This window comes from Occallatibacter sp., from assembly GCF_049582745.1.
GTDB lineage: Bacteria > Acidobacteriota > Terriglobia > Terriglobales > Acidobacteriaceae > Telmatobacter.
Genome location: NZ_JBAUUO010000010.1, coordinates 48,906 through 74,645, shown reverse-complemented (window position 1 = coordinate 74,645; position 25,740 = coordinate 48,906). Strand labels below are relative to the sequence as shown.

Here is a 25,740-nt window from a genome sequence, read left to right as displayed (position 1 = left end):
CTACCGACGAGGCTCTCGTCACAATCTTTCTGCAAGAGGTATCGAGATGCGACTGAATCAACTTGTTGTTTCCGTAGTATTGGTGCTGCTCGGAATTCCGTCCATGGCAACGGCTCAATCGAACTGGAACGTAAAGCAGACGTTTCACATTGGCGGCGAGGGTGGCTGGGATTATGTGACGATTGATGCGCAGTCGCACCGGCTCTTTGTCACGCGGTCAACGCATACGCAGGTGATCGACGATGAGAGCGGAAAGGTTCTGGGAGATATTCCGGGACAGATTCGCTCTCATGGCGTGGCGCTGGTTCCGAAGCTCAATCGTGGATTCATCACCGACGGCGGCGGCAAGGGCGCAATCCTGGTATTCGATCTGAAGACCTATGCGGTGCTGGGTAAACTCGCGGCCATGCCGGATGCGGATGGAATCATCTATGACCGCAAGACCGATCTGGTGCTGGCTGTCTCCGGCGACGGCAACGCACTGATGACCTTCCATCCGGACATCGATCCGCAAAGCGGAAAGATTGATGCGCCGATTGAGTTGGGGGGTGCCCCCGAGTTTCTAGCCGCGGATGGCGAGGGTAAAGCATTCGTCAACCTCGAAGACAAAGACCTTGTTGCCGTGGTCGATCTGAATACGCGCAAGGTCCTCGCGAAGTGGCCCGTTGCGCCAGGCGGTCATCCAGTCGGCATGTCGATGGATCGGAACGCGCATCGCCTCTTTATCGGCTGCCGCAATCCTCAAAAGCTTGTAGTGATGAATGCCGAAAACGGGAAGATCGAGGCGGCGCTTCCGATTGGAGCCGGCGTGGACGCAACCGGCTACTATAACGGGCAGTCCTTTGCCAGTTGTCGCGACGGATCACTCACGGTAATCGGCACAGCGGGCGACAAGTTCGCGGTCGAGCAAACGGTGAAGACGGCGGATGGGGCGCGGACCATGGGCATCGATGGAGGGAATCATCAGATCTATCTTCCGACCTCGGAGTTTGAGGACGCAACCGGCGGTGGACGGCCGAAGTCGAAGCCAGGCACATTCAAGCTGGTGGTGGTAGGGCGATAGACAGATTCCTGGAATTCGCAACAAGGCAGATACTCGATCGCACCTTGGTTTTCTTCCCGAACATCCAATGCGTGTGGAGGCTAGATGCCAACGATTGTTAGATTTTATGAGTTGGGTGGGCCTGAGGTTTTGAAGATTGAAGAGGCGCCGCTGCAGGAACCTGCCATGGGCGAGGCGCGATTGAGGGTGCTGGCGGCGGGACTGAATCGTGCGGAGGCGCTTTACTATCGCGGCCAATACCTCGAACAGCCGCAGTTGCCGTCCCGGATTGGGTACGAGGTTGCGGGCGTTGTCGAAGCTGTCGGCGAGGGCGTTGATTCGAAGTGGATCGGCAAAAGTGTTGCAACGATTCCGGCGTATTCGATGAACGAGTACGGCACGCTGGGCAAGCAGGCGGTGGTGCCGGCCACCGCTTTGACTGAATATCCCGCGAACCTGACGCCGGAGCAGGCGGCGGCCGCTTGGATGCAATACCTGACTGCATATGGAGCGCTGGTGTTTTACGGCAAGGTGAGTGCCGCAGATTTTGTTTCGATTCCGGCGGCTTCTTCGAGCGTCGGGTTGGCTGCAATCGACATTGTGCGCGATGCGGGAGCAACGGCGATTGCGGTGACGCGCACATCAGCGAAAAAGGATGCATTGATCGCGCTCGGAGCGCATCACGTGATTGTCAGCGGCGAAGAGGATTATGCGGGGCGGATAAAGCAGATCACGGGTGGCAAAGGAACCCGCCTGATCTTTGATCCTGTGGCAGGGCCGTATGTGGAAACGCTGGCGGCGGGCGCAGCGCAGGAGAGCGTCTTATTTATTTATGGCGGACTCTCGATGCAGCCGACGCCGTTTCCGCTGAGGCAGTCGTTCCGGAAGGGCCTGAGTATGAGGGCCTACAGTGCGCGGGAGATCACGACGAAACTCGATCGGTTGGCGGCTGCGAAAAAGTACGTCTTCGACCGTCTGGCGGATGGGCGGTTTGTACCGAAGATCGCGAAGACGTTCGCATACAAGGACACGGTGGAGGCGTATCGGTATCTTGAGTCGAACGCACAGGTGGGAAAAGTTGTGATCAGGGTATCGTGATTCTTACACTAGTTTGAGATCGTTTAGGGTAAATCTGCGAAGGCCGCTGATTGAATCAGCGGCCTTCGAGTTTGGTACGAAGTGATTTCGCTACGACTGGGCGAGGGCTGGAGAGCCAGTCGACATGGTCGGGGCCTGCTGCATCTCGGCTTCGAGCTTGCTGCCGACTTCTGCTGCAGCCTGCGCGAGCACGCGGTGATGGATCGTGAAAAGGGCGAGTTCCAGACGATCGCTGACGCCGGTCTTGTCGTAGATGGAGCGGAGGTAATTCTTGATGACCTGCTCGGTGGTCTTGAGGCGCAGCGCGATCTCGCGATTCTTGCAGCCCTGGACGATGAGCGCGACGATGCGCATCTCTTTCGGAGTAAGGCGGTCGCGAACGCGAGTGCCCACCATATCCTCTTCAGGCGAGTCGGGAATCTGAAGCTGGGGCGGCGCCCATGTATCTCCGGCAGCCACGCGGCGGACGCACTCGACGAGCGCCTGGCCGGTGACATTGCGGAAAACGACTCCCCTGAAGCCTTGCTGCAGATAGCTGCTGGCAGCCTCGGTGTTTTCGGCGATGACGATGCCGCGGCTGTTGGAGGCTTCGAGCAGCGTTTTCAAGCGGGCCATGTCGGGCCGCAAGGATGCTGCGAAGACCACGATGGACCCGGGGAAGGTGGTGACGGCATGCATCATCCGATCCAGATCGGTACATTGGGCAATGATGCGCAGGTCTTCGTCCATGGCCAGAACCTTGGCGGTCCCTGCACGAAAGATAGCCTGTGAATCTGCGAGAATGACCTTGTTCATTTTTTGCGCCTCTTCGCCTGGGAAACACCTTACATTTGGCCGAAACCGGCATCTCATTTCTCACGGGCCGGGTGCTGCTATTCCATCTGATGGCGTTTATTCTGCCTGCAACTACTATCGACAACCGCCTAAAAAGCCCGTGGGAATTCCCCTGATTGGTGTAGTGGAAATCATACACATGCCTTTCGTCACTCCGATTGCTCAGAGGTACCTGCACCTAGGTAATACCCTGAAAATAAGCTTACAGCCCAAATGACCGAGCCGTCACGGAGAATCCTTCGGGGTTGCCTGAACACCCTGTTTACCGACTTGGCACAAGAGGGAGTTACTGTAGTGGTATGGAACCACGGACTGCCGCTGGTGGCGACCAGTGATTGCTATGGATTTGATTGGAATGAAAGCAGTTGCAGCCCTGCGAAAAGACGGTAGAGATCGTAGACTGGAAAGGTTATGGCGAGGCCGAATTTACTGGCGGTGGATGACGATGTAAGCGTTCTGGAGGCGGTTGTACAGGATCTGCGCCGTCAATATGGTGCGGAATACCGGGTGATGCGCGCGGCCAGCGGCCAGGCGGCCCTGGATACCCTGCAGATACTGAAGACGCGCCAGGAGCCGGTTTCGCTGCTTTTGAGCGACCAGCGGATGCCGGGAATGACCGGAGTGGAGTTCCTGGAGCGAGCGAAGGAGATCTTTCCGCATGCAAAGCGGGTGCTACTGACGGCCTATGCCGACACCGAAGCGGCGATCCAGGCGATCAATACGGCGCGCATTCACTATTACCTGACCAAGCCATGGGATCCGCCGGAGGAAAAGCTGTACCCCGTGCTGACGGATCTGCTGGACGACTGGAAGGCGGGATACCGGCCTCCATTTGAAGGGCTGCGGGTGATTGGCAACCGGTGGGCGCTCAATGACTACAAGGTGCGGGATTTCCTGTCGCGCAACCATGTGCCGTATCGCTGGCTGGACGCTGCATCGAGCGAAGACGCGCGCAACCTGATCGAGGAGCGGCATGTGGCTCCCGAGCAGCTGCCGGCAGTGCTGTTTGCGGATGGAAGCCTGCTGACGGAGGCCACGCCGGATGCCCTCGCCGGCAAAGTGGGGCTGAGCACCCAGGCGACCCAGGAGTTCTATGACATGGCGGTGGTAGGCGCGGGTCCCGCAGGGCTTGCTGCGGCGGTGTATGGGGCGAGCGAGGGGCTGAAGACGCTGGTGATTGAGCCGGAGGCGCCGGGAGGGCAGGCTGGTTCGAGTTCGAGGATCGAGAACTATCTTGGGTTCCCTGCGGGCATCACAGGCGCGGACCTGGGACGGAGGGCGCACACGCAGGCATCGCGGTTTGGGGCGGAGTTTTTGACGCAGAGGGCGGTGGGGCTGCGGATCGACGGGCAATACCGCTTTGTGCAACTGGGGGATGGGCGTGAGGTGGCTTCGCACGTGGTGTTGCTGGCGCCGGGCGTGCAGTACCGCAAGCTGGGAATTCCGGGGTCGGACCGGCTGACGGGGCGCGGAATCTACTATGGGGCGGCGCTGGTGGAAGCGAGTTCGTGCAAAGACGAAGAAGTCTATGTGGTGGGAGGCGCGAATTCGGCTGGACAGGCGGCGTTGTACTTCGCCAAGTATGCCCGTAAGGTGACGATGCTGGTGCGCGGGAAGGGACTTGCGGCCACCATGTCGAAATATTTAATCGATGAGATCGAGCGCACATCCAATATTGTGGTGGAAACGCAAACGCAGGTAATGGCAGCGGAAGGCGAAGAGAGGCTGGAGGTCTTGCGTTTGCGCGGTCCAAAAGGCGAGTATTGCGTACAAGCCTCTTCGTTATTCGTGTTTATTGGTGCGCAGCCGGGAGTGGAATGGCTTCCCGAGAGCATCTTGCGTGACGAAAAGGGGTTTGTGCTGGCGGGACCGGATTTGCGGCAGGATGGTAAGGCGCTGAATGGCTGGCGGGAGCAGCGCGAGCCGTTTCTGCTGGAAACAAGCGTTCCGGGTGTGTTTGTGGCAGGGGATGTGCGGCACGGATCGGTGAAGCGCGTGGCGTCAGCAGTGGGTGAGGGATCGATTGCGGTGCAGTTTGCGCACCAGTACCTGGCGGGGTTCTAAATGGGGATTGAAACGGCAAGATGAGCGCGGGCGCACAGTTGATGAGCATTGAGTCGGTTCCGATGAAGGAACTGGCGGGAGCGCTGGAGCGCACGCGGCCCTTTGCAGACGTGCCGGCCGATGCGCTGGAGAGCCTCAGCGTGGTAGACCGCGTGACAGCACAAGCAGGCGCGACGCTAATGGAGCCGGGCAAGGGGCCGCTGCACTACTGGCTGGTTCTCGATGGCGAGTGCCGCGCGGATCGCGTTGAAGCTGATGGATCGCTCAGCACAGTCGGAACAGCGCAGAGCGGCGAAGCATTCGGCGAGACTCCCTTTTTGACGGGCAAGACGCACGCAATGTTCCTCGTGACCGCGGTGCGCGACTCGCTTCTCTTGCGGTTTACCGCAGATCAGTTCTGGGGATTGATGGCCTGTTGCCCGGAGGCGCGCAAGGTGATTCTGGCGGACATGGCGATGCGGCTGCATGCGCACCAGGCAGAGGCGCTGCACCGGGAGAAGCTGGTTTCCCTGGGAACGCTGGCGGCGGGGTTGATGCATGAACTGCACAATCCTGGATCGGCTGCGAAGCGGGCCGCATCGCAATTGCGCGAAAACCTGTTGAAGCTGCAGGACCTGAGTTTGCGGTCGGCGAGCAAGCCCAAGACGCCCGATCAAATGCAGTGCATGCACAACCTGCTGCAGCATGCGATGAAAGGCTGTCATTGTTCGGCGATGAGTTCGGTGGAGCAGGCCGATGCCGAAGAGAAGCTGGCAGAGTGGCTGCAGGATGCAGGCGTTGAAAACGCCTTCACCATTGCACCGTCGCTGGTGGAAATTGGCTTTGAACAGGAAGAGCTGAAGTGCGCGCGGGAATATTTTGATGCGAAGAGCTTTTCAGACGCGCTGAACTGGCTGGAGGCGCTGGTGTCGAGCGTCTCGCTGGTTTGCTCGATCGAGGAGAGCATTTCGCGCGTGTCCGATCTGGCGATGGCGGTGAAAAAGTTTGCCTATGACGATCGCTCGCCGGTGAAAGACCTGGACGTGCATGACAGCCTGCAGAGCACGATTACGATTCTGGGACACAAGCTCCGCATCAAGCAGATCGGCGTGGAAAAGAGGTTTGAAGCTTCGCCTTCGGTGATTCACACGCGCGGTTCAGCGCTGAGCCAGGTGTGGACCAATCTGATCGACAATGCCGCGGATGCTTCGCCGATGCAGGGCCAGATCGAGATTGCGACGTGGACGGAGCCAGCAAATGGCAATGGTACCGATCCAGGGTGGCTGGCGGTCAGCATTACGGATCACGGACCTGGAATTCCAGCGGATGTGCTGCCTCGGATTTTCGAGGCATTTTTTACGACCAAGCCACAGGGTTCGGGGACCGGCCTGGGGTTGGAGATTGTGCATCGGATTGTGACGCAGAAGTTCGGCGGCAAGATCGATGTGGAATCGCAGCCCGGGAATACGCGGTTTTTGGTGCGGTTGCCGTTGAGCGGTATACCTGCGGGCAACGGGGCCGGACCAAAGACAAAGTAGTTCCCTTCCCAGAGATCACGGGTCAGAAACCAGAGACTCGACCATCCCCAAAACCTGAAATGATGCGGCCATCAGAAGCGGTCTCAGCTGCGCCGCGGCCTGATCGAGGATAGCCGTTGTTCGCCGGTGAAGTGCGTGGTGTAGTCTGGTGCCGAAGCTGGAAATCGTTTACTGCGGGAGTTGGGAATGGCCGTAGTCGCCGGTGTGGATTTCGGCACTTTAAGTGTGCGCGTGACGTTGGTGGATAGCCAGATGGGGCCGGTGGGAACCGCGTCGGCTTCATATCCGCTGCATCGGCGGCGCGAAGATCCGGATTTTGCAACGCAGTCGCACGCCGACCAGATGACCGCGCTGGCGGTTGCGATGAAGGATGTGCTGGCCGCGACGGGAATCAGCGGCGGCTCGGTGGAAGCCCTTGCGGTGGATACGACGGGCTCGAGCGTGATTCCTGTGGGCGAAGGTCTGGTGCCGCTGGACGAGTACTACCTGTGGTGCGATCATCGCGCGCACGCCGAGGCCGAAGAGATCACGATGAAGGCCCACGCCACGGGGCTCGAAGCGATCGAGTGGTGCGGCGGGGTGTATTCGCACGAGTGGGGATTTGCGAAGCTGCTGCACTGGCTGCGGCATAATTCGGGCAAGCGCGAATCGTTTGTTACGGCGCTGGAGAACTGCGACATGGTGGCGGCCACGTTGTGCGGCGTGAAGAGCGTACGCGGGCTGAAGCGCAGCGTGTGCGCGATGGGCCACAAGTGGATGTGGAATCCCAAGTGGGGCGGCTTGCCGCCGGAGGAGTTTCTGGTTGCGGTGGACCCGCTGCTCGCCGGTGTGCGCGCGAAGATGGGCGGGGAGTATCTGACGAGCGACAAGAATGCCGGGCATCTTTCCGCGGAGTGGGCGGAGAAGCTTGGATTGCGCGTGGGGATTCCGATTCCGGTCGGCGCGTTCGACGCGCACTGGGATGCAATCGGATCGCATATCCGCGAAGGCGACGTGGTGAATGTAGTGGGGACGTCGACCTGCATTATTGCGATGGCGCACGAGACACACCTTGTACCCGGAGTGTGCGGAGTGGTTCCGGGAAGTGTGCATCCGGCGTATACGGGGATTGAGGCGGGCCTGTCGGCGACGGGCGACATTTTTGAAGCGATCGCGCAGCGGGCGGGGACGCGGGTGTTCGAGCTGTCAAAGGGACTGGATTCGTTCCACGCGGGACAGACGGGGCTGCTGCGACTGAGCTGGGACAATGGTGATCGAACCGTGCTGGTGAATCCGGAGCTTGGTGGCGTGACGCTGGGCTGGAACATGGTGAGCAGCGCGCAGGATGAGCTGTACGCAGCGATCGAGGGAACGGCGTTTCATACGCGGATTATTCTCGAGCGCATGGCAGAGCACGGGGTGCGCGTGGATCGCGTGATCAATGCGGGCGGGATTCCGCAGAAGAGTGAAGTGCTGAACCAGGTGTATGCGAATGTGCTGAACAAGCCGGTACTGGTGCCGGCGGGGATTCCGACGAGCCTCGGGTCGGGAATCATGGCGCTGCTGGCGGCGGGCATTTACAAGACAATCAACGAGGCGCAGGCGGCGGTGTGTCTGCCGTTGCGAACGGTTGAGCCGGATCGGCGCTCGGCGGGTGTGTATGAGCGGCTGTACGCCCTTTACAGGGATCTCTATTTTGCGCTGGGACAGCGTCATGCGGCGGCGGTGCCGCTGGGGCGCGTGCTGCCGGAGTTGCGGGAGATTGCGGCGGAAGCGCGGCTGTGGGCCTGACAGATTACTGACGCAGGTAACCCGCGGCGAGAAGCCTCGCGCAGCGGTCTTGCGCTTGCCGTGAGGCGGGTTTACCGTGATCACAATCCTAGTTCAACGAGGAGTGCTGTGCACCTTTTTGCCTTGCGCCGTTTTGTTCCCTGTCTTCTTCTCGTATTTCCCGGAGTCGCCGCCCTTGATGCACCTGCCCAGCAGGATGCCTCGCCGTGGAGCGCGCCGCACTTCTCTCTTCCTGCCAGGGATTTGTACCAGACCGCTTCGTCTACGGCTGTTCCCGACGGCGCGAATGTAGTGCTGTTTGACGACGATGAGCAATTCAGTTTCGACGAAGCGGGCAGGCTGACGCATGTGGGGCATTACATCTACAAGGTGTTGACGGCCAAGGGCGCCGAGGGGTGGGACAACTTGTCAGTGGGTTGGGACCCATGGCATGAAGTGCGCCCGGTGATTCGCGCGCGGGTGATCGAGCCCGATTACACGGAGCATGTTCTGGATCCAAAGGCCATTACGGAAGAGCCGGCGCGTGGAGGCGACTACAAGACCTACAGCGACGGAAAGAGGCTGCGGGCTCCGCTGCCGGCGATTGCTCCCGGCGTGGTGGTCGAAGAAGAGTATCTGGAGCGCGAGACAGAGCCGTTCTTTGCGCCGGGACGCGTGGGCCGCGCTTTCTTCGGACACGACCGGACACCGGTGGCGCACAGCAGTGCAGTTTTTGAGGCGCCCTTGTCATTGCCCCTGCGGATTGAAACGCGATTGCTGCCGGGATTGACGCCAAAACGCATCGAGGCCAATGGGCACGCGACCATCACCTACGAGATTGGGGCGCTCGAGGGTATTGAAGCGCGCGATGCCAATCTGCCGCCTGACGCGTATCTGTTCCCTGAGATTGATTACTCGACGGGCGCATCATGGCAGACGCTGGCAACCGAGTACTCGAAAATCGTGGACAGCAAGGCGGATGGGGACGCGGTGCGGTCAATCGTGGAGGGATTGATCGCGGGAAAATCGTCGACGAGGGAAAAGGAAGCCGTCATTCTCGATTATCTCGACCGCGAGGTGCGCTACACGGGAATCGAATTTGGCGAGGCGGCGATTGTGCCGCATAACCCCGCCGAGACGCTGGCGCTAAAGTATGGCGACTGCAAGGACAAGGCAACCTTGCTGGTGGCGATGCTGCGCGCGGCGGGGATTCCCGCATATGTGGCTCTGCTAAATGCGGGCTCGCGGCTGGATGTGCCTGCGGATTTGCCGGGCATGGGATTGTTCGACCATGCGATCGTGTACGTGCCGCGCGGCAATCTCAATGTTTCCTCCGACTACCAGGGGCCGGTGTCGGGGCCGCCGGGTCTCTGGATCGACGCCACCGATCAATACGCGCGACTGGGACAGTTGCCGATCAACGACCAGGGAAGGCACGCGCTGATTGCGCGGCCGGAGAGCACCGCGCTGACGCTGACACCGGAGTCGACGTCGCGCGAAAATGTGCTGCTGGAGTTGAGGGAGATTCGACTCGGAGAGAACGGGCCGGCAACGGTGATCGAGAAGACTGTACCGACGGGTGTCTTCGAATCGCACTATCGGTCGTTCTATGCGGACAAGCCGGACAAGGAGACGCGCGACGGACTTACGGGATACGTGAAGGCGCAATACATTGCCGACAAGCTGACCAGTGTGGAGCGTACCGATCCGGGAGACTTGTCGAAGCAATTTGAACTGACGCTCGCATGTGAGAAGGCCAAGCGCGGCTATACCGACCTGGACAATGCGATTGCCGCGATTCGCGTGGACACACTGTTTCAGCAATTGCCGGAAGACTTGAAGCGCAAGGACGATGCGGACGCGAAGAAGAAAGACGATGGGGACAAGCCGAAGAAGCCGCGTACCGCGGACTGGGAACTGGATCAGCCATTCACCGCTAGGTGGAAATACAAGATTGTGCCGCCGGCTGGGTTTGTGCCGAAGGAGTTGCCGAAGGACGACACGATCGCGATGGGGCCGGCGGTACTGACGGAGAAGTTTTCAAAAGACAACGACGGCGTGGTGGAAGCGGACCTCGCTTTCGATTCAGGCAAGCGGCGCTACTCGGTTGCGGAGGCGACGGCGGTACGCAATAAAGTTGCTGAAATGCTCGCGGGACCGGCGATCATGGTGAGTTTTGAGCCGGAAGGCGAGGCGCTTCTGCACGAGGGCAAGGTCAAGGAAGCGCTGGCCAGTTATCGCGGGTTGATTTCCGCGAATCCGAATGACGCGGTTCATCATTTGCAGGTGGCGCGTGTGCTGCTGCAGGCGGGCATGGGCGAAGCGGCACGGGCAGAGGCGCGCGAAGCCGTAAAGCTGGATCCCAATTCGGCATTGGCGGAGCGGACGCTGGCGGAAATACTGAAGCGCGACCTGGTGGGACGGGAACTTCGTCCGGGAACGGATTGGGCGGGAGCCGCGGTTGCTTACAGGGCGTCGGAGAAGCTTGATCCGGACGATCACACGGCGCAGGCAAATCTGGCGATTTTGCTGGAATATGACGCCGTGGGTAGGCGGTACAGCGGGCAGTCGAACCTGAAGCAAGCGGTGGCGGAGTACGAGAAGCTGGGGCAGGACAAGCTTGCCGAGTTGGAGATTCCGAACAATCTTCCATATGCGATGTTCTACAGCGGCGATGCAGCGGGGGCGATCAAGGCGGCGGAGGCGCTGAATCCGCAGCCGGTGGCATTGATCGCAGCGAGCCGAGCGATTCTGCAGGGGAGCAAGGAGGGGCTGGCGGAGATCAACAAACTTTCCAATTCCGATGCGGCGTTCAAGGACACGGCGCGCACTGCCGGCGAGATGCTGATGAACACGCGTCATTATGCACTGGGTGCGGATTTTCTTGAGGCGGGAGCGGCTGGTGACAATGCGGCACAGACGATAGGGCTGGCCAGCATGTTGCGCGGCGCAAAGCGGCATGAGGATTTGCAGTTTGCTAACACTCCGGCGGACTTGGTGAAGCGTGCTTTCCTGTTGACGATGGATCCGGACCTTACGCAGGCCAAGATGGAAGCGATCCTGAGCCGCAACGCACTGGTGGTGTTCCGCGCCGAAGATCCCGAGGATCGAAAAAAGGAACTGACCGCGGGAAAAAAGCTGAACAGCCAGATGGCGCGGCAGGGCAACTCGCTGGATGTGACGATCGACATTATGCTGCAGGCATTCGATCCCAAGGGTGATGGAGACGATGCGACCGGATACCGGGAAAGGGTGCAGATTCCGGGCGGCCCGACCATCACGTTCTTCGTGGTGAAAGAGGGCGGCCAGTACAAGCTGCTGGATACCTCGGACAAACCCAACTCCATCGCGCTGGAGATGCTGGAACTAATCAAGGCGGAGAATCTGAACGGCGCAAAGGTGCTGCTGGATTGGATTCGCGAAGACCAGCACCTTGGCGGCGGAGATGACACGCTGGGCGGCCCGGTGTTTCCGCGGTTCTGGATCAAGGGCGAGGCTGCGGATGCGCACAAGATGACGCTGGCCGCTGCGGCCCTGATGGTCGGCACGAAACCAACCGCCGTGCAAGGCGTGAAGCTGCTGGAAGATGCGCGCAATAGTGCCGCGACGGATCGCGAGAAGACGAATATTGAATTGGCGCTGGCCGTGGGTTATTCGCAACTCGATGAGTATGCGAAACTCGACGAGGTTGGATCGGACCTGGTCAAGGAAGTACCGGAATCACGGCTGGCCTTCATGACGGCCGGGGAGGGACTGATCGGTCTGAAACGCTACGATGATGCGCTGGCGCTCGCGGATGCGAGACTGAAGCTGCTGGATGGCGATGCGGATGCGTTGCAGGCGAAGGTGCGGATCGAAGCAAGCCGGGGAAATTATGTTGCGGCGCGCGGATGGATCCAGAAACTGATCGATCAAGGCAAGGCGGATGCGAGCCTGCTGAACTCGATGGCATGGTTTTCTCTTTATACAGGCAAGGTGGACGAGACGGACGTAGCCACGGCCACGAAGGCGACGCAGATGGATCGCGACAATCCGGCGATTCTGCACACGCTGGCCTGCGTCTATGCCGAGACGGGCAAGACGAAGGAAGCGCATGACCTTTTATTGCGCGCCATGGACGATCTGAATCTGGTTGAGCCCGATGACGATTATTGGTATGCGTTCGGGCGCATTGCCGAGCAATACGGCGAGCGCGATGCGGCGATTTCGGATTATCGCAAGCTGGAAAAGCCGAAGGCGGCGATGATGATTCCGACGTCGAGTTGGCAACTGGCGCAGAACCGATTGAAAGCGATGGGGGCGGAAGGAGCGACGGCGAGCAAGTAGCCTCGCCAGTTCGCAAGAGCGGAGACAGAAAAGAAAAACGCCGGAAGAGCGCGGGCTCTTCCGGCGTTTTGTTGTTGAGTTGGGTTAGAAGTCGAAACGCAGGCTGAACTGCTGCCGCCGAGGCTGCGTAAGGAGTCTGCTGGCGATACCGAGTTGGCCATCGGTGAGACCAACATCGATCGAAGCGGGATCGAAGCGAACCGCATTCGATACGTTGTAGACTTCCCAGGCAAACTTCAGCGTTCCATACTCGCGGATCTTCCAGTTTTTGGCGAGGCCGGAATCTACGTTGAAGTACCCATCGCCACGGAAGTTGTTGCGCTGGCCGGTTTCACCGGGGTAGGGCAACCGGATCGGACCACCAGTCGAGGTACCCGCATTGATGGCAGCGGGGTCCGCAAAGAACTGGGGATTACCGCTCTGATCGATGTGTTTGTGAGTTTTGATGTTGCCCACATTCACGCCATAGCTTTCAATTTGCCAGTCCGTACTCCATCCGGGCTCGTAGACAGAGAACGGCAGGCCGCTCGACCAGCGATTGATTCCTGACCACTGCCAGCCACCGATGAAGATATCGAGCAGAGTATTGACATTGCCAGCGAATGTTCTGCCTCTGCCGAAGGGCATCAGATAGACCCAGTCGGCAGTGATCAGGTGGTGAGTGTCAAAGGCAGAAACGCCACGATTAAGCTGCGGTTTCCAGGTGTTGATGATGTTGTCAAAGTTAAACTCGCCTGTGAATTCTGTGTCGCGTTCCGCATCCGATCCCATGTCGATCGACTTCGACAGGGTGTAGCTCAAGTCCAACTGCAGACCGTGGCTCGTCGGGTGGCGAAGGGTGATCTGGCCGGCATGGTACGAACTGTTTCCGATTGTCGAAAGCGCATAAAGCGAAGAGAACTGATCCTGCCAGAACTTCGACTGGTAGCTGGCGCAATCCGCATCGGAGAGATACGAGCAATAGAAGTCGATGTCTGCCAGCGCAGAAGTTGCACCATACTGAGAACGATACGGCGCCCACTCGTTGCTGTAGATGGCCTGGGTTGCACTTTCTCCGGGGCCATCCAGATTTGCCATGAATGGAAAGACATCCTCGAAGTACTGAATCGGCTGAACGCTTGCGCTCGAATCGCCTCCATTCGCGTCGACTGCCTTTGAGAGCGCAGTGCCGGCTGCGTAGTAATCGCCTCCGCCCAGTGGGTCGACATAGTCGACTGGTTCAGCAAGATCGAGGCTCTGCAGAAGGTGATGTCCGAGTCGCCCGACGTACGCGGCTTCAAAAGTAAATCCACCCGGAATCTGGCGCTGGATGGAGAAGTCGAAGTTTTCGGAATACGGAGTCTTGAGCTTGCTATCGAGCCCCCAGGTAATCGCGAAGTTAAACGGTGGCGCCGTATAGGGGTATGTCTGGGTTTGTGGCGAGCCGCCGTTGTCGATAGGAGGCAACGTGTGCTCATCGAGGAAGCGCGGTGCGCCAGGGTGTCTGCAGTTCGAGGGACACTGCCCTTCGATCTGGTAGACGCCTGCAGGGTTGCTCACAGAAGACGAGATACCAAACGAGCCCTCCTGATCGAAGATATTCACCAGCGATTCGCCGTAGTGATCGAAGTAGATGCCTGCGCCGGCGCGGATGGAGGTCTTCGAGTCGGGCGAGAAGGCAACCGCGAGCCGCGGTGCAAAATTGTTCTTCGACTTCGGCCAGAAACCAGGCTTGTTGTAGTGCGGTCCGGAAGGTGCAAAATCCAGTTCCGGTTCATAAACCTGGCCCTTGAGTGCGGCGGCTTCGCGTTGCAAATACCACGTATGCGTATCGACGGTGGGAGCAACCTGCTGGCCGCTGGTTTCGTAGGGAGTTTGCAGGATGGTGTGTCGAACGCCAAACGTGACGGTAAGGTTTGGCTTCACGCGCCAGGCATCCTGGATGTACCACTCGAATTCGTTTGCTTTGAAGTGGCGTTGGAGGGATGCACCGTCGGGAAGCAGGGAGCCGGTCGTGGCGCTGTCAACGTGGTAGTTGAAGGAGTTGTCGAGTTCTGGAATAGTGCCCACCAGATTGGCGAAGGCAATCTCATAAGAGTTGGCAAAGCCGTCGTTGACCTTTGACCCATTGGAGTCGCAGGAGTTGTCGAGCTGGCACGGATCGGGGGGATTCCCGCCGAGCCAGTACGGATTCGAGGTTGCACCCTGAAATGTGGTTGCGTCCGAATTGTGGTTCTGATGAATCAACCGCCAGTTGGCGCCGAGTTGCACGTTGTGCTTGCCCTTGGTCCAGCTCAGGTTATCGACGATATTGTTAACCGGCACGCTTGTGACTGCGTCGCGTGTATGTGCAGTAGATGTGGACATGAACCGAAAGACGGTATAGTCGCCCGAGCCAACCCCAACAGTGCTGAATCCCTGGCGAACGTATCCATAGCGGATATCATTGACGAGGTTCGGCGTAATGGTCCAGGTGTCTCCGCCGATGATGCCCTTGTTATTGCTCTTGTCGGTGGCAGACGCGGGCTGGCCCGGAAACCACTCGATCTCGAGCGTGGTGTCTTTCTGTAGCTCGCCGCGAGCGAAGATTCTATGCCGGTCTGTCGGAGTAAAGTCCAGCCGAAAGATCGAGGTATTCAAACGGACTGGATTGGGCGACGCGAAAGTAAATGATCCGATGTTATAACCATCGCCGGTCAATGTTCCGTTTGCAACGGGCGTGGAATTGAAATATGCCAATGCATTGGGGTTTGGCCCCGGAGGGAGCGGATAAGTGGCAGTGTTGCAGATCTGACAATTCCCATCGAGAGTGGTGACTTGAGCGGAATTAAGCGTGACTGGATTATTGTCCTGGTCGAGATAAATAAGGTTACCTGCGGCGAAGCTGGCAGTCGCCACGGTGTGAACGACCTGCTGGTCCTCGGAGAGGCGGCTTGCCTCGTAGTTGCCGAAGAAGAAGAGCTTATCTTTCACGACCGGGCCGCCAAAGGATGCGCCGAAGATATTGCGGAGCACCTTCGTGGGAATATTCGGCTGGCCGAGATTGGTTTCGGCCTGTTTGTTGAACCAGTTGTTCGCAGCGGTCAGCGGAGGGCGGTAGTACTCGTATGCCGCGCCATGGAACTTGTTGGTGCCGGACTTGGTGACCATGCTGACCTGGGCGCCTGAAGATCGGCCGGCATCGGCGTTCGCATTGCTCGTGGTTACGCGGAACTCTTCGATCGAATCCTGCGTCTGGCGCAGCACGCCGGCGAATGCGAACCCATTCACCTGATCGTTATCGTCGACGCCGTCGATGGTTACGTTGCCCTGGTCGGATCGGCCTCCGTTGACCGAACCGCTTCGGCTATCGTTCACGGTTGGCGGGAGGTAGAGCACGCCGGGCTGAAGCGACAGAAGATCAGGCACATTGCGGGTTTCGCTGGGGAGCGCCTGAATGAGTTCAGTTCCGGCCGAGTTTCCGAGCGACGCGTCTGAAGTGTTCAGGGTCTGAGCGGTAGCCGAGACATCTACCGTAACTGAACTGGCTTGGACGGATAGGGCGAAATCAATCGTAGCCGGCTGGTTCACGAGGAGTTCAGCAGACTTGGTCTGCTCGCCAAAGCCGACCGCAGCGACCATGATGTCGTACTTCGCCGGGGGAATCTGGTTGAAGCCGTATTGACCGGTGTTGTCGGCGACAGCCGAGAACGACTTGCCGGTTGCCTTGTCGGTGATGGTGATTTTGGCTCCGGGTACGAGGGCTCCCGAGGGGTCCTTGATTGTTCCGCGGAGTGAGGTAGTTGCGAGCTGGCCAAAAGAAGGTGCGACTGTGGAAAGGATACAGAGGAGTATCCATCCCGGAAGGGATTTTTTCACGGCTCTTCCTCCAAAAAAATACTTACTTGTTGGTCGAGGGTAGCGACTTTTTTCTTGTCTGCGCGAACGGCTTGGAGTCGTTCGCACCGTGGCTGAGTGATTCGTAACATCTTCACTCTTGTTGGGGTCAAATTTGTTTCCCGAACAATTCAGAAATGCCACAATGGAACGTTTGAATATCGCCGGCATCGAGCACCGGGCGTAGGGAATACCCTTAAATTTATTTGGTTACCCAATGAAGATTCAATAGAAAAATCCTTACGCGAGGCCGCGGCAGGGGTCGAGAATACCGTTTCGTCACTGCAACCGGTCGATTCGCCCTCTAAACTCCGCGGTTCGTATCATTGCTGCTGTTGCATTTGCTGAACGTCGATGAGGGGCTGGGGGCGCTCGGGAGGTTTTTGAGCACGCTCGACCAGGACCGACCAATCCTCGGGAATGGGCATTTTGCGATCAAGGGCCGGGGGCGCATCGCTGGCTTCGACGTGAACGGCAACATAGAGCTCGCTCGAAGACTTGCCGCGAAAGATGCCGTGAGTGGGGGGAACGTCGGCGTAGTCGCGGCCAACGGCGGTGCGGATGTGGCGGTGGTGAGCGATGAGATTGTTGGTGGGATCGAAGCCGACCCATCCCAAGTGGGGCATGAGCACGTCGACCCATGCGTGAGTCGCGTCGGGGGTGGAGCGGTCGTGGTCTTCACGGCTGCGATAGAGATAGCCGGAGACGTAGCGGGCCGGGATGCGCACGTGGCGGAGCAGGGCAATCATGGTGTGAGCGAAGTCCTGACAGACGCCGCGGCCACTGAGGATGGCTTCGTCGATGGGGGAGTCGACACGTGTGGAACGAGGGACATATTCGAAGTGTTCGAAGAGCCGGTGATTGAGTTCCTGGACGACCATCAGGGGATCGTCGCGGCGTACGACCTGCATGCGAGCCGCCAGGTTGAGCAGTGCCGGCGATTCGAGGGCGAACTGGCTGGGTAGAAGCATCTCCCAGTAGTCGCCGGCTTCGATCATGGCGTCGAGGGCATCCCAAGCATCGGGCGAGAGAAAGGCGGGGACGTCGGGCATGGGCTGCTGTTCGACAACGGATTCGGCGACGATGACGAGCTGGTTGTGCTCGCCGGGAATATCGAAGTGGTGGACATTGTTACCGAAGTGGTCGCGGTAAGTGAACACCCGGCAGCGCGGACTTACGGAGAGCGAAAAGGTGAGGCAGTGCTGGTTGGAGTCGGAGCGCGGGTGCATGCGCGTTTCCATGATGCTATCGCTCACGGGTTGCGAATAGCGATAACGCGTTAGGTGGCGGATGGAATAGCAATTCATGCGGGCTCCAAAATCAGCTTCCAGCTTTTAGTTCTTAGCCGTTGGCTTTTCTTGCTGCGACAGAAAGCGCCGTCCCTACGGGACTGGTGGTTTGCTCGGGAACAGCTTTCCCAGCGCTGAAGCGCCGGGCTAACAAACGTTGCGCCTCCGGCGCGGGCTTCACGGTCAGTGTCACACGGTCCGTCCTCTCAGATCGCCAGCGCGGACTGGATGGAGTACTGGATGTAATAGCGGTACATGAGTTCGTGGATGCGCATGCACTGCTGGCGAATGGCGTGGAGGAACGCGGCGGCGTCGCCGTTCAGGATTTCGCGGATCGAAGTGAAGCTGAGCATGGCGTGCAGCCGGCCGATATCAGCGCTGAGTTCGTCGGGGGGACGGCGGCCGCCGGTGTGTTGAATCGACTGAACAGCCTGGCGAACGCCATCGACGGAGTAGCGGATGGCGTGAGGAAAGTCGCGATTGAGGAGGAGGAATTCGAGGATACGGTCGGGGGTGAGGTCGGCGGTGTAGACCTGGCAGTAGGCTTCGAAGGCCGTACAACAGCGCAGGAGGCCCACCTGCTCAAGATACTGGTAGCCGTAGTGTTCGCGTTCGGGCGGATTTGAAAGCAACGGCTGGTAGACCTGAAGAAGCGTCGCGATGGCGTAGGCGCGCTCGAGGTAGCGGCCGAGGCGGATAAAGTGCCATCCCTGGCCATGGATCATGGTGGTGTCGCTGACGCCCTTGAAGAGGTGGATGGCGTCGATGAGCGAAGACAGCACGTCGTTGATGTTGGAACGGAACTGGGTTTCGGTGTGCGGGGAGTGCATCAGGTGATAGAGACGGTTGAGGCGCTGCCACTGCTCGGTTGAGATTTCTTCGCGGATCTGGCGGGCATTTTCGCGCGCGGCATCGATGCAACAGTTGACGGATGCCGGATGTTGCTTGTCGAAGACAAGCGTTTCAGCATTGGAGCCGGGGTCGCCGGTCCATTCGAGGCCGGAAGGATTACCGAGTGAGGCGATGAGGCGCTGCCAGTGGGTTTCGGCGCTGGCGCCCCCCGAGTCGAGCATGAGGCTCATGGCGACGTCGAGCTGGCGCACGGTGTTTTCGGCGCGCTCGAGGTAGCGGCTCATCCAATAGAGGCTGTCGGCAACGCGCGAAAGCATTTTGGTACTCTCCGGAAGTCTGGAATGCACTGCTGTTGATGCCATCTCCTGTGCCCGTGCCTGCTTTCATCCAGGGACTAAAGCCCCGTCATTTTTGCATCGGAGTTTTGGCACGGCTAAAGCCGCGCCCTTTCAAAGCTCCGCGAACCACTATTCCAGAACCCATGTGTCCTTGCTGCCGCCGCCCTGGGAGGAGTTGACCACGAGTGAACCTTTTTCGAGGGCTACGCGGGTGAGTCCTCCGGGAACGATGTTGATCTTGTCACCAAAGAGAATGTAGGGCCGCAGGTCGACGTGACGCGGTTCGAGACGGTCGCCGATAAGGCAAGGAGCGCGCGAGAAGTCGAGCGTGGGCTGGGCGATGTAGTTGCGCGGGTTGGCCTCGATGCGCGCGGCAAACTCTTCGCGCTGGCGTGCGGTGGAGTGTGGGCCAATCAGCATGCCATAACCACCGCTCTCGCCGACTGCTTTGACTACGAGTTTGTCGAGATTGGCAAGGACGTGCCGGCGCTCTTTTTCTTCGGTCATCAGGTAGGTCTTGACGTTGTTGAGAATCGGATCTTCGCCGAGGTAGTAGTGGACGATGTCGGGAATGTAGGCGTAGAGGGCTTTGTCGTCAGCAAGGCCAGTGCCGAAGGCGTTGGTGACGGTGACGTTACCAGCGCGATAGGCGTTGAAGAGGCCCGTGCAGCCGAGGATCGAGTCGCCACGAAAGATCAGGGGATCGCTGAAGTCGTCGTCGACGCGGCGATAGATGACGTCGACGCGCTTGAGTCCGTCGGTGGTGCGCATGTAGACGATGTTGTCGTGGGTGACAAGGTCGCGGCCTTCAACGAGGTCGATACCCATCTGACGGGCGAGGTAGGTGTGCTCGAAATAGGCGGAGTTGAAGACGCCGGGTGTGAGCAGGACGATATTGGGTTCGGGGCGGCCTTCAGGGGCGAGGGAGCGCAGCGTGGCGAGAAGGAGTTGCGGATAATGCTCGATGGGGCGCACGCCGTAGCTTTGAAAGAGCTCAGGGAAGGTGCGCTTCATGACGCGCCGGTTGGTGAGCATGTAACTCACGCCTGACGGGACGCGAAGATTGTCTTCGAGAACAACGAACTCGCCGGTGTTGAGGCGAAGCAGGTCAGAGCCAACGACGGAGATGTAGACGTTGCGGGGAACCTGGAGGCCGCGCATCTGGCGGCGGTAGTGCTTGCAACTGTAGACCAGTTCGCGCGGCACAACGTGGTCATTGAGGATCTTGGCTTCGGAGTAGACGTCGCGGAGAAAGAGATTCAGCGCCGTGATGCGCTGGGTGAGACCGCGTTCAATGCGATCCCACTCCCGTGCCGTGACGAGCCGGGGGAGGAGATCGTAGGGGAAGATTTTTTCGGTGCCTTCGTCGCGGCCGTAGACGGTGAAGGTGATGCCCTGCGTGAGGAACGACAGCTCAGCCGACTGTTTGCGGTGCTGAAGCTCTTCCTGCGGCAAGCGCGCGAGCGTTTCAGCCAGGGCGCGATAGTGGAGGCGAACATCTCCGTTCGGCTCGCGCATTTCGTCGAAGGCGCCGTCGATGAGGTAGTCGCCGTAGAGAGTTTCCACTTCCGTCATGGGCCCGGCGCTCATGCTTCTGGTGAAGTCCTTGCCGCGAGAATCAGGGTTTAGAAAATGGCCGAATGCTCTGGCCATTGCAAATGAACTGCCAGCCATGGGAAGACGGTTTCGCCCTGTACCCTGTTCCTTAGCTTTTAACACGCTGGACATAAAGGCACAATCAGGGAACGGTGGGGGAGCACGGCGAGAGGCTCTCAAAGCGAGAATTTTGTCTACGGGTCGGCGCAAATTCCGCCGACGGGATAGCATCAGATTATGAGCTACGACCTCATGGTCTTCGAACCGGATGCCGCTCCAGCGAGCCACGCTGAGTTTCTGGACTGGTATGCAGCGCAGACGAAGTGGAGCGACGACCACGGCTATGACGATCCGGCTCTCAGTTCGGCGAACCTGCGCGCCTGGTTTGAGGACATGATTGAAATCTTTCCTCCGATGAATGGGCCCTTTTGCAAAGAACGGCGCATGGAAGACGAAACATCGAGTTCCGACTACGCCATTGGCGCGGATTTTGTTTACGTATCATTCGCATGGTCGAAGGCGGAGATGGCCTACATGACGGTGGCGCGGCTTGCGGAGAAGCACCATTTGGGCTTGTTCAACGCGAGTTCGACGGGCGAAGAGGTCTGGGTGCCGCAAGAAGGACGCATGACGCTGGCGCACGACAAGAGTCCGCCGACGCTTGTGGGCCGGATCAAAGATTTGCTGAATATGAGAGAGTAGCGCGGGTGCGAGAAGTCGGATTGGCGCGGCCGACGGATTCGGGAATACGCTCTGCCATGCGTTAACCTGAAATCTTCAGGAGGCCCGTCTGGATGCTCACGTTGAAGCGTTGTGCCCACTACTTCCCTGCCCTTTTGGTCTTTGCCCTCGCAATTCCAGTTGCACGTGCGCAGAAGGCGCCGATCGAGATCACCGCTGATCTCTCGGATGCACCGCGCAAGCTGTTTCATGCCGAGATCGATTTTCAAGTTTCGGCGGGACCGGTCACGCTGATTTCGCCGGAGTGGATTCCGGGGCATCACATGCCCTCGGGCCCGGCGTCTTCGATCGTCGGCGTGGTGTTTACGGCGAATGGAAAGCCGCTGGACTGGCGGCGCGACGACAACAATCTCTACGAATTCCACTTGACGGTACCTGCCGGTGTGACGACGCTCCACATGCATCTGGATTCGATTGTGACGCGGCGCATTTCTCAGCGGATGGCGGCACTGGAGTGGGAGGCGCTGATGTTCTATCCGGCGAATGTGCCGGTGAAGGATATTCCGATTCAGCCATCAGTGAAGGTGCCTGCGGGCTGGGGGATTGGGACGGCGCTGAAGCCGGTGAGCGGCGGAGCTTATCCGGTCCCAGCAGCTGGGAGCACGACGAAGTTTGCGGTGACGACGGTAGAGCAGCTTGAGGATTCGCCGATTCTGACGGGATTGTATTTCCACGAATATCCGCTGGCGCCGACGATCAAGCCGCAGCACTTTCTGGATGTGGCGGCGGATGCGCCGGAGGATGCGAATCTGCGGCCGGCAGTGCTGGCCGAAGTTGCAAACCTGGTGCGCGAGGCCGATGCGCTCTACGCTTCGCACCACTACAACGAGTACCACTTCCTGCTGACCTTGTCTGATATCGCGGGCGGCATGGGACTCGAGCATGGGCAGTCTTCAGACAACGGCGTGGGCGAGAAGGGATTTGCGGATGACGTGCACCAGTTGCCCGAGTCCGACCTGCTGTCGCATGAGTTCACGCACTCGTGGAATGGGAAGTACCGGAGGCCGGCGGGACTGTATCAGCCGGACTTTGCTACGCCGATGCAGGGCTCGATGCTGTGGGTGTACGAGGGTATGACGGAATACTGGGGAAATGTGCTGGCGGCGCGGTCGGGCCTGAAGAATCCGCAGGAGTACAAGGATGTACTGGCGATGACGGCGGCGGATCTGGACTACACGCGCGGGCGTGAGTGGCGGCCGACGGTGGATACGGCGGTGGGCGCGAGCATTTTGCGGGGCGGAAACCCTGCGTGGTCGAACTGGCGGCGCGGGCAGGACTACTACTTCGAAGGCGAGATGCTATGGCTGGACGCAGACACGCTGATCCGCAAAATGACGGACAACAAAAAATCGCTCAATGATTTCGTGAAGATCTTTCTGGGCAAGGGCGGCAATACCGGGCCGCTGATTGTGACCTATACGTTCGATGAGCTTGTGCAGGATTTGAACCAGGTAGTGCCTTACGACTGGGCGAAGTTTCTGCACGATCGTGTGGACAGGATCAATCCACACGTGGACGCAGCGGGGCTGGAGCACGGCGGGTACAAGCTGGTGTACAAGGACAAGCCTTCGAAGTCAGAGCGGATGATTGCCGCAGCAGGAGGCCACCGGAGTGGCGTGGATTGCTGGTACTCGATCGGATTGCGACTTGCAGCGGATGGGACGATTGCCGATGTCCTGTGGAATGGGCCTGCGGACAAGGCTGGACTCGCGCCGGGCGAGAAGATCATGGCTGTGAATGACAAGGTCTACTCGGGTGACGCGTTGCGCGAGGCGATTCGCGAGGCGAAGGATCCTGCAAAGGCGATCAAGATGATTGTGCAGGCAGACTCGTTTGTGTCGACGGCGCAGATTGATTATCACGATGGGGAGCGGTATCCGGCGCTGGAGCGCGTGGATGGAACGCCGGCGTATCTGGACGACATTATCAAGCCGCTGACCACGCCGGAGAAGGCGCCGGAACAGAAGAAGGAGGACGCGGAGTAGGAGGCGATCACGCTGCTTCCGGCGGAATGTTATTTCCTCGCGCTGGCCGTGACAGATTCCAAAAGAATCTGCAAGCAGACGACCATTCTCGCCTCCGAGACTTGTCGAAAGGGGCCGCGTCAGTAAGCCGGAGCGACGTTAATTCGCTGGCGATTTGTCGGTGTCTTTTGCTTCTGGTTTCGGAGCGTCCTTGTCGTCAACGGGCTTGGAGAGATGGAGTTTGCTCATCTCTTTGGCTCCGACCCCGGGGTCCACGGGTGTCACCTTGATCATGGTTGCCATGGTTCCGGCGGTCCATTTGAAGTAGTAGGTTTTGCCAGCTTCCGCTTCAAACCTGGCTCGCTCGTTCTCTTTCTTCCTTGCATCGTTCAGGGCCGCGCCCACCGACATGGTGACGCTTCCGTAGTACATCTTGGGCAGTCCGGCGATCACAACAGTCCCTGGTGGCACTTCGATGAATGCGTATTCGCTGTTGAGGAGTTTGGCGAGATGAGTGCCATTGACGAAGAGTTCGTCGTGTGAAGCGGAGCCCGTAAATCTGTACGTACGGTAGATACAGACGATCGCATTGCCGTTGGAGGGTGCGGGTAGTACGGCGGGGGTTTTAGAGTCCTGTGCGAAAGTGATGGACCCTGCAAAGATACTTGCCATCGCAGTGGATGCGAGCAGAAGGCTTGCGAGTGATCGGCAAGCTCCTCTGAGGCAAACCGCTGCGACGCCACTGAAAGTAGCGTTGCGCATTGGGGGCGCTCCTTTTCCAAGGTTCGGAAATCTGGCGAGCACTATAGCAGGTTGCGGACGCCGCCGCCGTGATGTGGAGTTCGTCGGAACTACTTATTTCCTGGCTAGTGGGGGCGGCCGGGGAGGACGAAGTGTTCGTCGCAGCGGGGCTCGTAGAAGTCGCCGGCCATGATGATGGGGCTCGTGTAGGGCGCGGGTTTGCCGTCGACCAGGCGCTGGGGATAGAGTGCCTTGGCTCCGCAGCTACAGTAGGCAACGAGCTCGGTGAGGTTGCCGGCGTAGATGCGGACGAGCCAGGAGAGCTGGAGCATCTCGCCAAAGGGCATGCCGCGGAAGTCGAGCTCGAGGCCGGAGACGATCACGTCGTGGCCCTGCTGCAGCATGCGCTTGGTGAAGAGGAAAAGGTCGGCGACGAACTGGCCTTCGTCGATCGCGATGCATTCGACACGCTTGCCGATGTTCTGCTCTGTCTCCGCGAGGATGGGCAGGATCGACCATGGATCGGAGTTGGGAAATTCGACGGCCTCCATTTTCCCGCAGCCGCTGGGGTTGCGGCTTTCGATCACGCCGGCCGCGGACTTGGTGTCGGCGCTGGGCTTGAGCAGCAGCACAAACTGCTTGGCGTATTGGCGGCGTATCTCAATGCGGCGCAGGAGTTCGGCGGTCTTGTTGCTCCGCATGGGTCCGACAATCATCTCGAGTTTGCCAGGCACTGCTTGTTCTCCGGAATGACGCATTCGTCGCTGATGCGTGGCGTCCCCGATTTCAAAATCGAAACCTGGGACACCCAATAATCTCAGCCGAAGCGGGCGCGCTTGACGGTCTGGCGGAAGTCTTCGCCGGTGACTTCGACCTTGACGCACATCTCGGCGAGGCGGGAACGCATGCGGTCGCCGATGCGGTCGCCGAGGGTTTGCTCGCGTGCGGCGCGCTCAACGTCTGACTTGGCACCGCTTCCCGCAGCCAGGTCAGGATAGTTGGTGGTGATGATGGTGGTCTGCTTGTCGTTGTAGCGGGTGTTGAGGATGAGGGCGACGGTGTCCCAGACCCACTCGTTCGGCTTCTGCGCGCCGAGGTCATCGAGAACGAGAACTTCGGCGGCGAAGACGGGCTTAAGCAGCTCGAGCTCGGTGGTGTTGACCTGCGAGTTGTAGCTGTTCTGAATGTTTTTGAGCAGCTCGCGGTAGTCGCAGAAGAGGCCGCGGCAGCCTTTCTCCTGGATGAGACGGCGAAGCACGCCGACTGCGAGATGCGTCTTACCTACGCCGATAGAGCCGGTGAAGAGCAAGCCCTTGCCAGCGGTGTCGACGGGGTAGGCATCGACGAACTTGCGGGCGGTGAGATGGGCGCGGCTTAGCGACTGATCGGCTCCGCGGAATGCGGTTTCGTAGCCGTCGAGCGTGTACTGGCGGTAGCGCTCGGGGATGCGCGCAGCGGCGAGGCGGTGTTCTTCGCGGTCGGCCTCCTGGCACTCGCAGGCGCGGGAAACCCACAGGCCAGCATCGGACATCACGCGGACCAGACCTACGCCGTTACAGATCGGACATTCGCTCATGTGCTCTGTCAAGCCTAGCGCAATTGGCGCGGGCGCGTTGCGGTGGGAAAGGCGTGCGGGTTGGTGGAAAATGCGCCATACGCCAGGAGGCGCATTCGGGACCGTATTGCGGAGTTAAGATGGGATTTCGCTGGGTTTGAGTCAGCGGGAAGGATGTG

At 59.4% G+C, this 25,740-nt stretch carries 16 protein-coding genes; 8 read left to right on the top strand and 8 right to left on the bottom strand.

Annotated features, from left to right (window positions below; genetic code table 11):
- Nucleotides 1-46: 46 nt before the first annotated feature.
- Both WCA10_RS01245 and WCA10_RS01240 read left to right on the top strand, forming a co-directional pair.
- Nucleotides 47-1,063 carry a YncE family protein gene (locus tag WCA10_RS01245; protein WP_472820660.1) on the top strand — a complete coding sequence of 339 codons (1,017 nt, stop codon included), beginning with the start codon at nt 47-49 and terminating at the stop codon, nt 1,061-1,063.
- 84 nt (nt 1,064-1,147) lie between these two features.
- Nucleotides 1,148-2,140 carry a zinc-dependent alcohol dehydrogenase family protein gene (locus WCA10_RS01240; RefSeq protein ID WP_472820659.1) on the top strand — a complete coding sequence of 331 codons (993 nt, stop codon included), beginning with the start codon at nt 1,148-1,150 and terminating at the stop codon, nt 2,138-2,140.
- Between the two features lie 90 nt (nt 2,141-2,230).
- Here WCA10_RS01240 and WCA10_RS01235 read toward each other — a convergent pair whose 3' ends face one another.
- The gene (locus tag WCA10_RS01235) at nt 2,231-2,935 is read right to left on the bottom strand and encodes a response regulator transcription factor (RefSeq protein ID WP_472820658.1); all 705 of its coding nucleotides are present in this window, start codon (nt 2,933-2,935) and stop codon (nt 2,231-2,233) included.
- A 450-nt stretch (nt 2,936-3,385) separates the two neighbouring features.
- Between WCA10_RS01235 and WCA10_RS01230 the strand changes: the two genes are divergently transcribed.
- From WCA10_RS01230 to WCA10_RS01215, 4 genes are all read left to right on the top strand, one after another.
- On the top strand, nt 3,386-5,038 hold the full coding sequence (locus tag WCA10_RS01230; RefSeq protein ID WP_472820657.1) for an NAD(P)/FAD-dependent oxidoreductase: 1,653 nt from the start codon (nt 3,386-3,388) through the stop codon (nt 5,036-5,038).
- Nucleotides 5,039-5,058: 20 nt separating this feature from the next.
- Nucleotides 5,059-6,555, top strand: a complete 1,497-nt coding sequence (locus tag WCA10_RS01225) for a sensor histidine kinase (protein ID WP_472820656.1) — start codon at nt 5,059-5,061, stop codon at nt 6,553-6,555.
- A 186-nt stretch (nt 6,556-6,741) separates the two neighbouring features.
- On the top strand, nt 6,742-8,325 hold the full coding sequence (locus tag WCA10_RS01220) for a ribulokinase (protein WP_472820655.1): 1,584 nt from the start codon (nt 6,742-6,744) through the stop codon (nt 8,323-8,325).
- A gap of 108 nt (nt 8,326-8,433) precedes the next feature.
- The gene (locus WCA10_RS01215) at nt 8,434-12,630 is read left to right on the top strand and encodes a DUF3857 domain-containing protein (protein WP_472820654.1); all 4,197 of its coding nucleotides are present in this window, start codon (nt 8,434-8,436) and stop codon (nt 12,628-12,630) included.
- An 84-nt stretch (nt 12,631-12,714) separates the two neighbouring features.
- On the opposite strand, the gene WCA10_RS01210 is transcribed toward WCA10_RS01215, so the two are convergent.
- The 4 genes from WCA10_RS01210 to WCA10_RS01195 form a co-directional block, all read right to left on the bottom strand.
- A complete protein-coding gene (locus WCA10_RS01210; RefSeq protein ID WP_472820653.1) occupies nt 12,715-16,467 on the bottom strand; it encodes a TonB-dependent receptor in 3,753 nt (1,250 codons plus the stop codon).
- A 341-nt stretch (nt 16,468-16,808) separates the two neighbouring features.
- Nucleotides 16,809-17,792 (bottom strand): transglutaminase family protein, encoded by a 984-nt coding sequence (locus tag WCA10_RS01205; protein ID WP_472820652.1) that lies wholly within the window; start codon nt 17,790-17,792, stop codon nt 16,809-16,811.
- Between the two features lie 188 nt (nt 17,793-17,980).
- The gene (locus WCA10_RS01200) at nt 17,981-18,943 is read right to left on the bottom strand and encodes an alpha-E domain-containing protein (RefSeq protein ID WP_472820651.1); all 963 of its coding nucleotides are present in this window, start codon (nt 18,941-18,943) and stop codon (nt 17,981-17,983) included.
- Between the two features lie 150 nt (nt 18,944-19,093).
- Nucleotides 19,094-20,539, bottom strand: coding sequence for a circularly permuted type 2 ATP-grasp protein (locus WCA10_RS01195; RefSeq protein WP_472820650.1), 1,446 nt, complete (start codon nt 20,537-20,539; stop codon nt 19,094-19,096).
- A 258-nt stretch (nt 20,540-20,797) separates the two neighbouring features.
- Between WCA10_RS01195 and WCA10_RS01190 the strand changes: the two genes are divergently transcribed.
- Both WCA10_RS01190 and WCA10_RS01185 read left to right on the top strand, forming a co-directional pair.
- Nucleotides 20,798-21,262 (top strand): hypothetical protein, encoded by a 465-nt coding sequence (locus WCA10_RS01190; protein WP_472820649.1) that lies wholly within the window; start codon nt 20,798-20,800, stop codon nt 21,260-21,262.
- A 92-nt stretch (nt 21,263-21,354) separates the two neighbouring features.
- A complete protein-coding gene (locus WCA10_RS01185; protein ID WP_472820648.1) occupies nt 21,355-23,286 on the top strand; it encodes a M61 family metallopeptidase in 1,932 nt (643 codons plus the stop codon).
- A gap of 138 nt (nt 23,287-23,424) precedes the next feature.
- On the opposite strand, the gene WCA10_RS01180 is transcribed toward WCA10_RS01185, so the two are convergent.
- The 3 genes from WCA10_RS01180 to WCA10_RS01170 form a co-directional block, all read right to left on the bottom strand.
- Nucleotides 23,425-23,937, bottom strand: coding sequence for a DUF2846 domain-containing protein (locus tag WCA10_RS01180; RefSeq protein ID WP_472820647.1), 513 nt, complete (start codon nt 23,935-23,937; stop codon nt 23,425-23,427).
- Between the two features lie 194 nt (nt 23,938-24,131).
- Nucleotides 24,132-24,740: a thymidine kinase gene (locus WCA10_RS01175; protein ID WP_472820646.1), complete on the bottom strand. Its 609-nt coding sequence runs from the start codon at nt 24,738-24,740 to the stop codon at nt 24,132-24,134.
- Between the two features lie 83 nt (nt 24,741-24,823).
- Nucleotides 24,824-25,582: an ATP-binding protein gene (locus tag WCA10_RS01170; RefSeq protein WP_472820645.1), complete on the bottom strand. Its 759-nt coding sequence runs from the start codon at nt 25,580-25,582 to the stop codon at nt 24,824-24,826.
- Between the last annotated feature and the right edge of the window lie 158 nt (nt 25,583-25,740).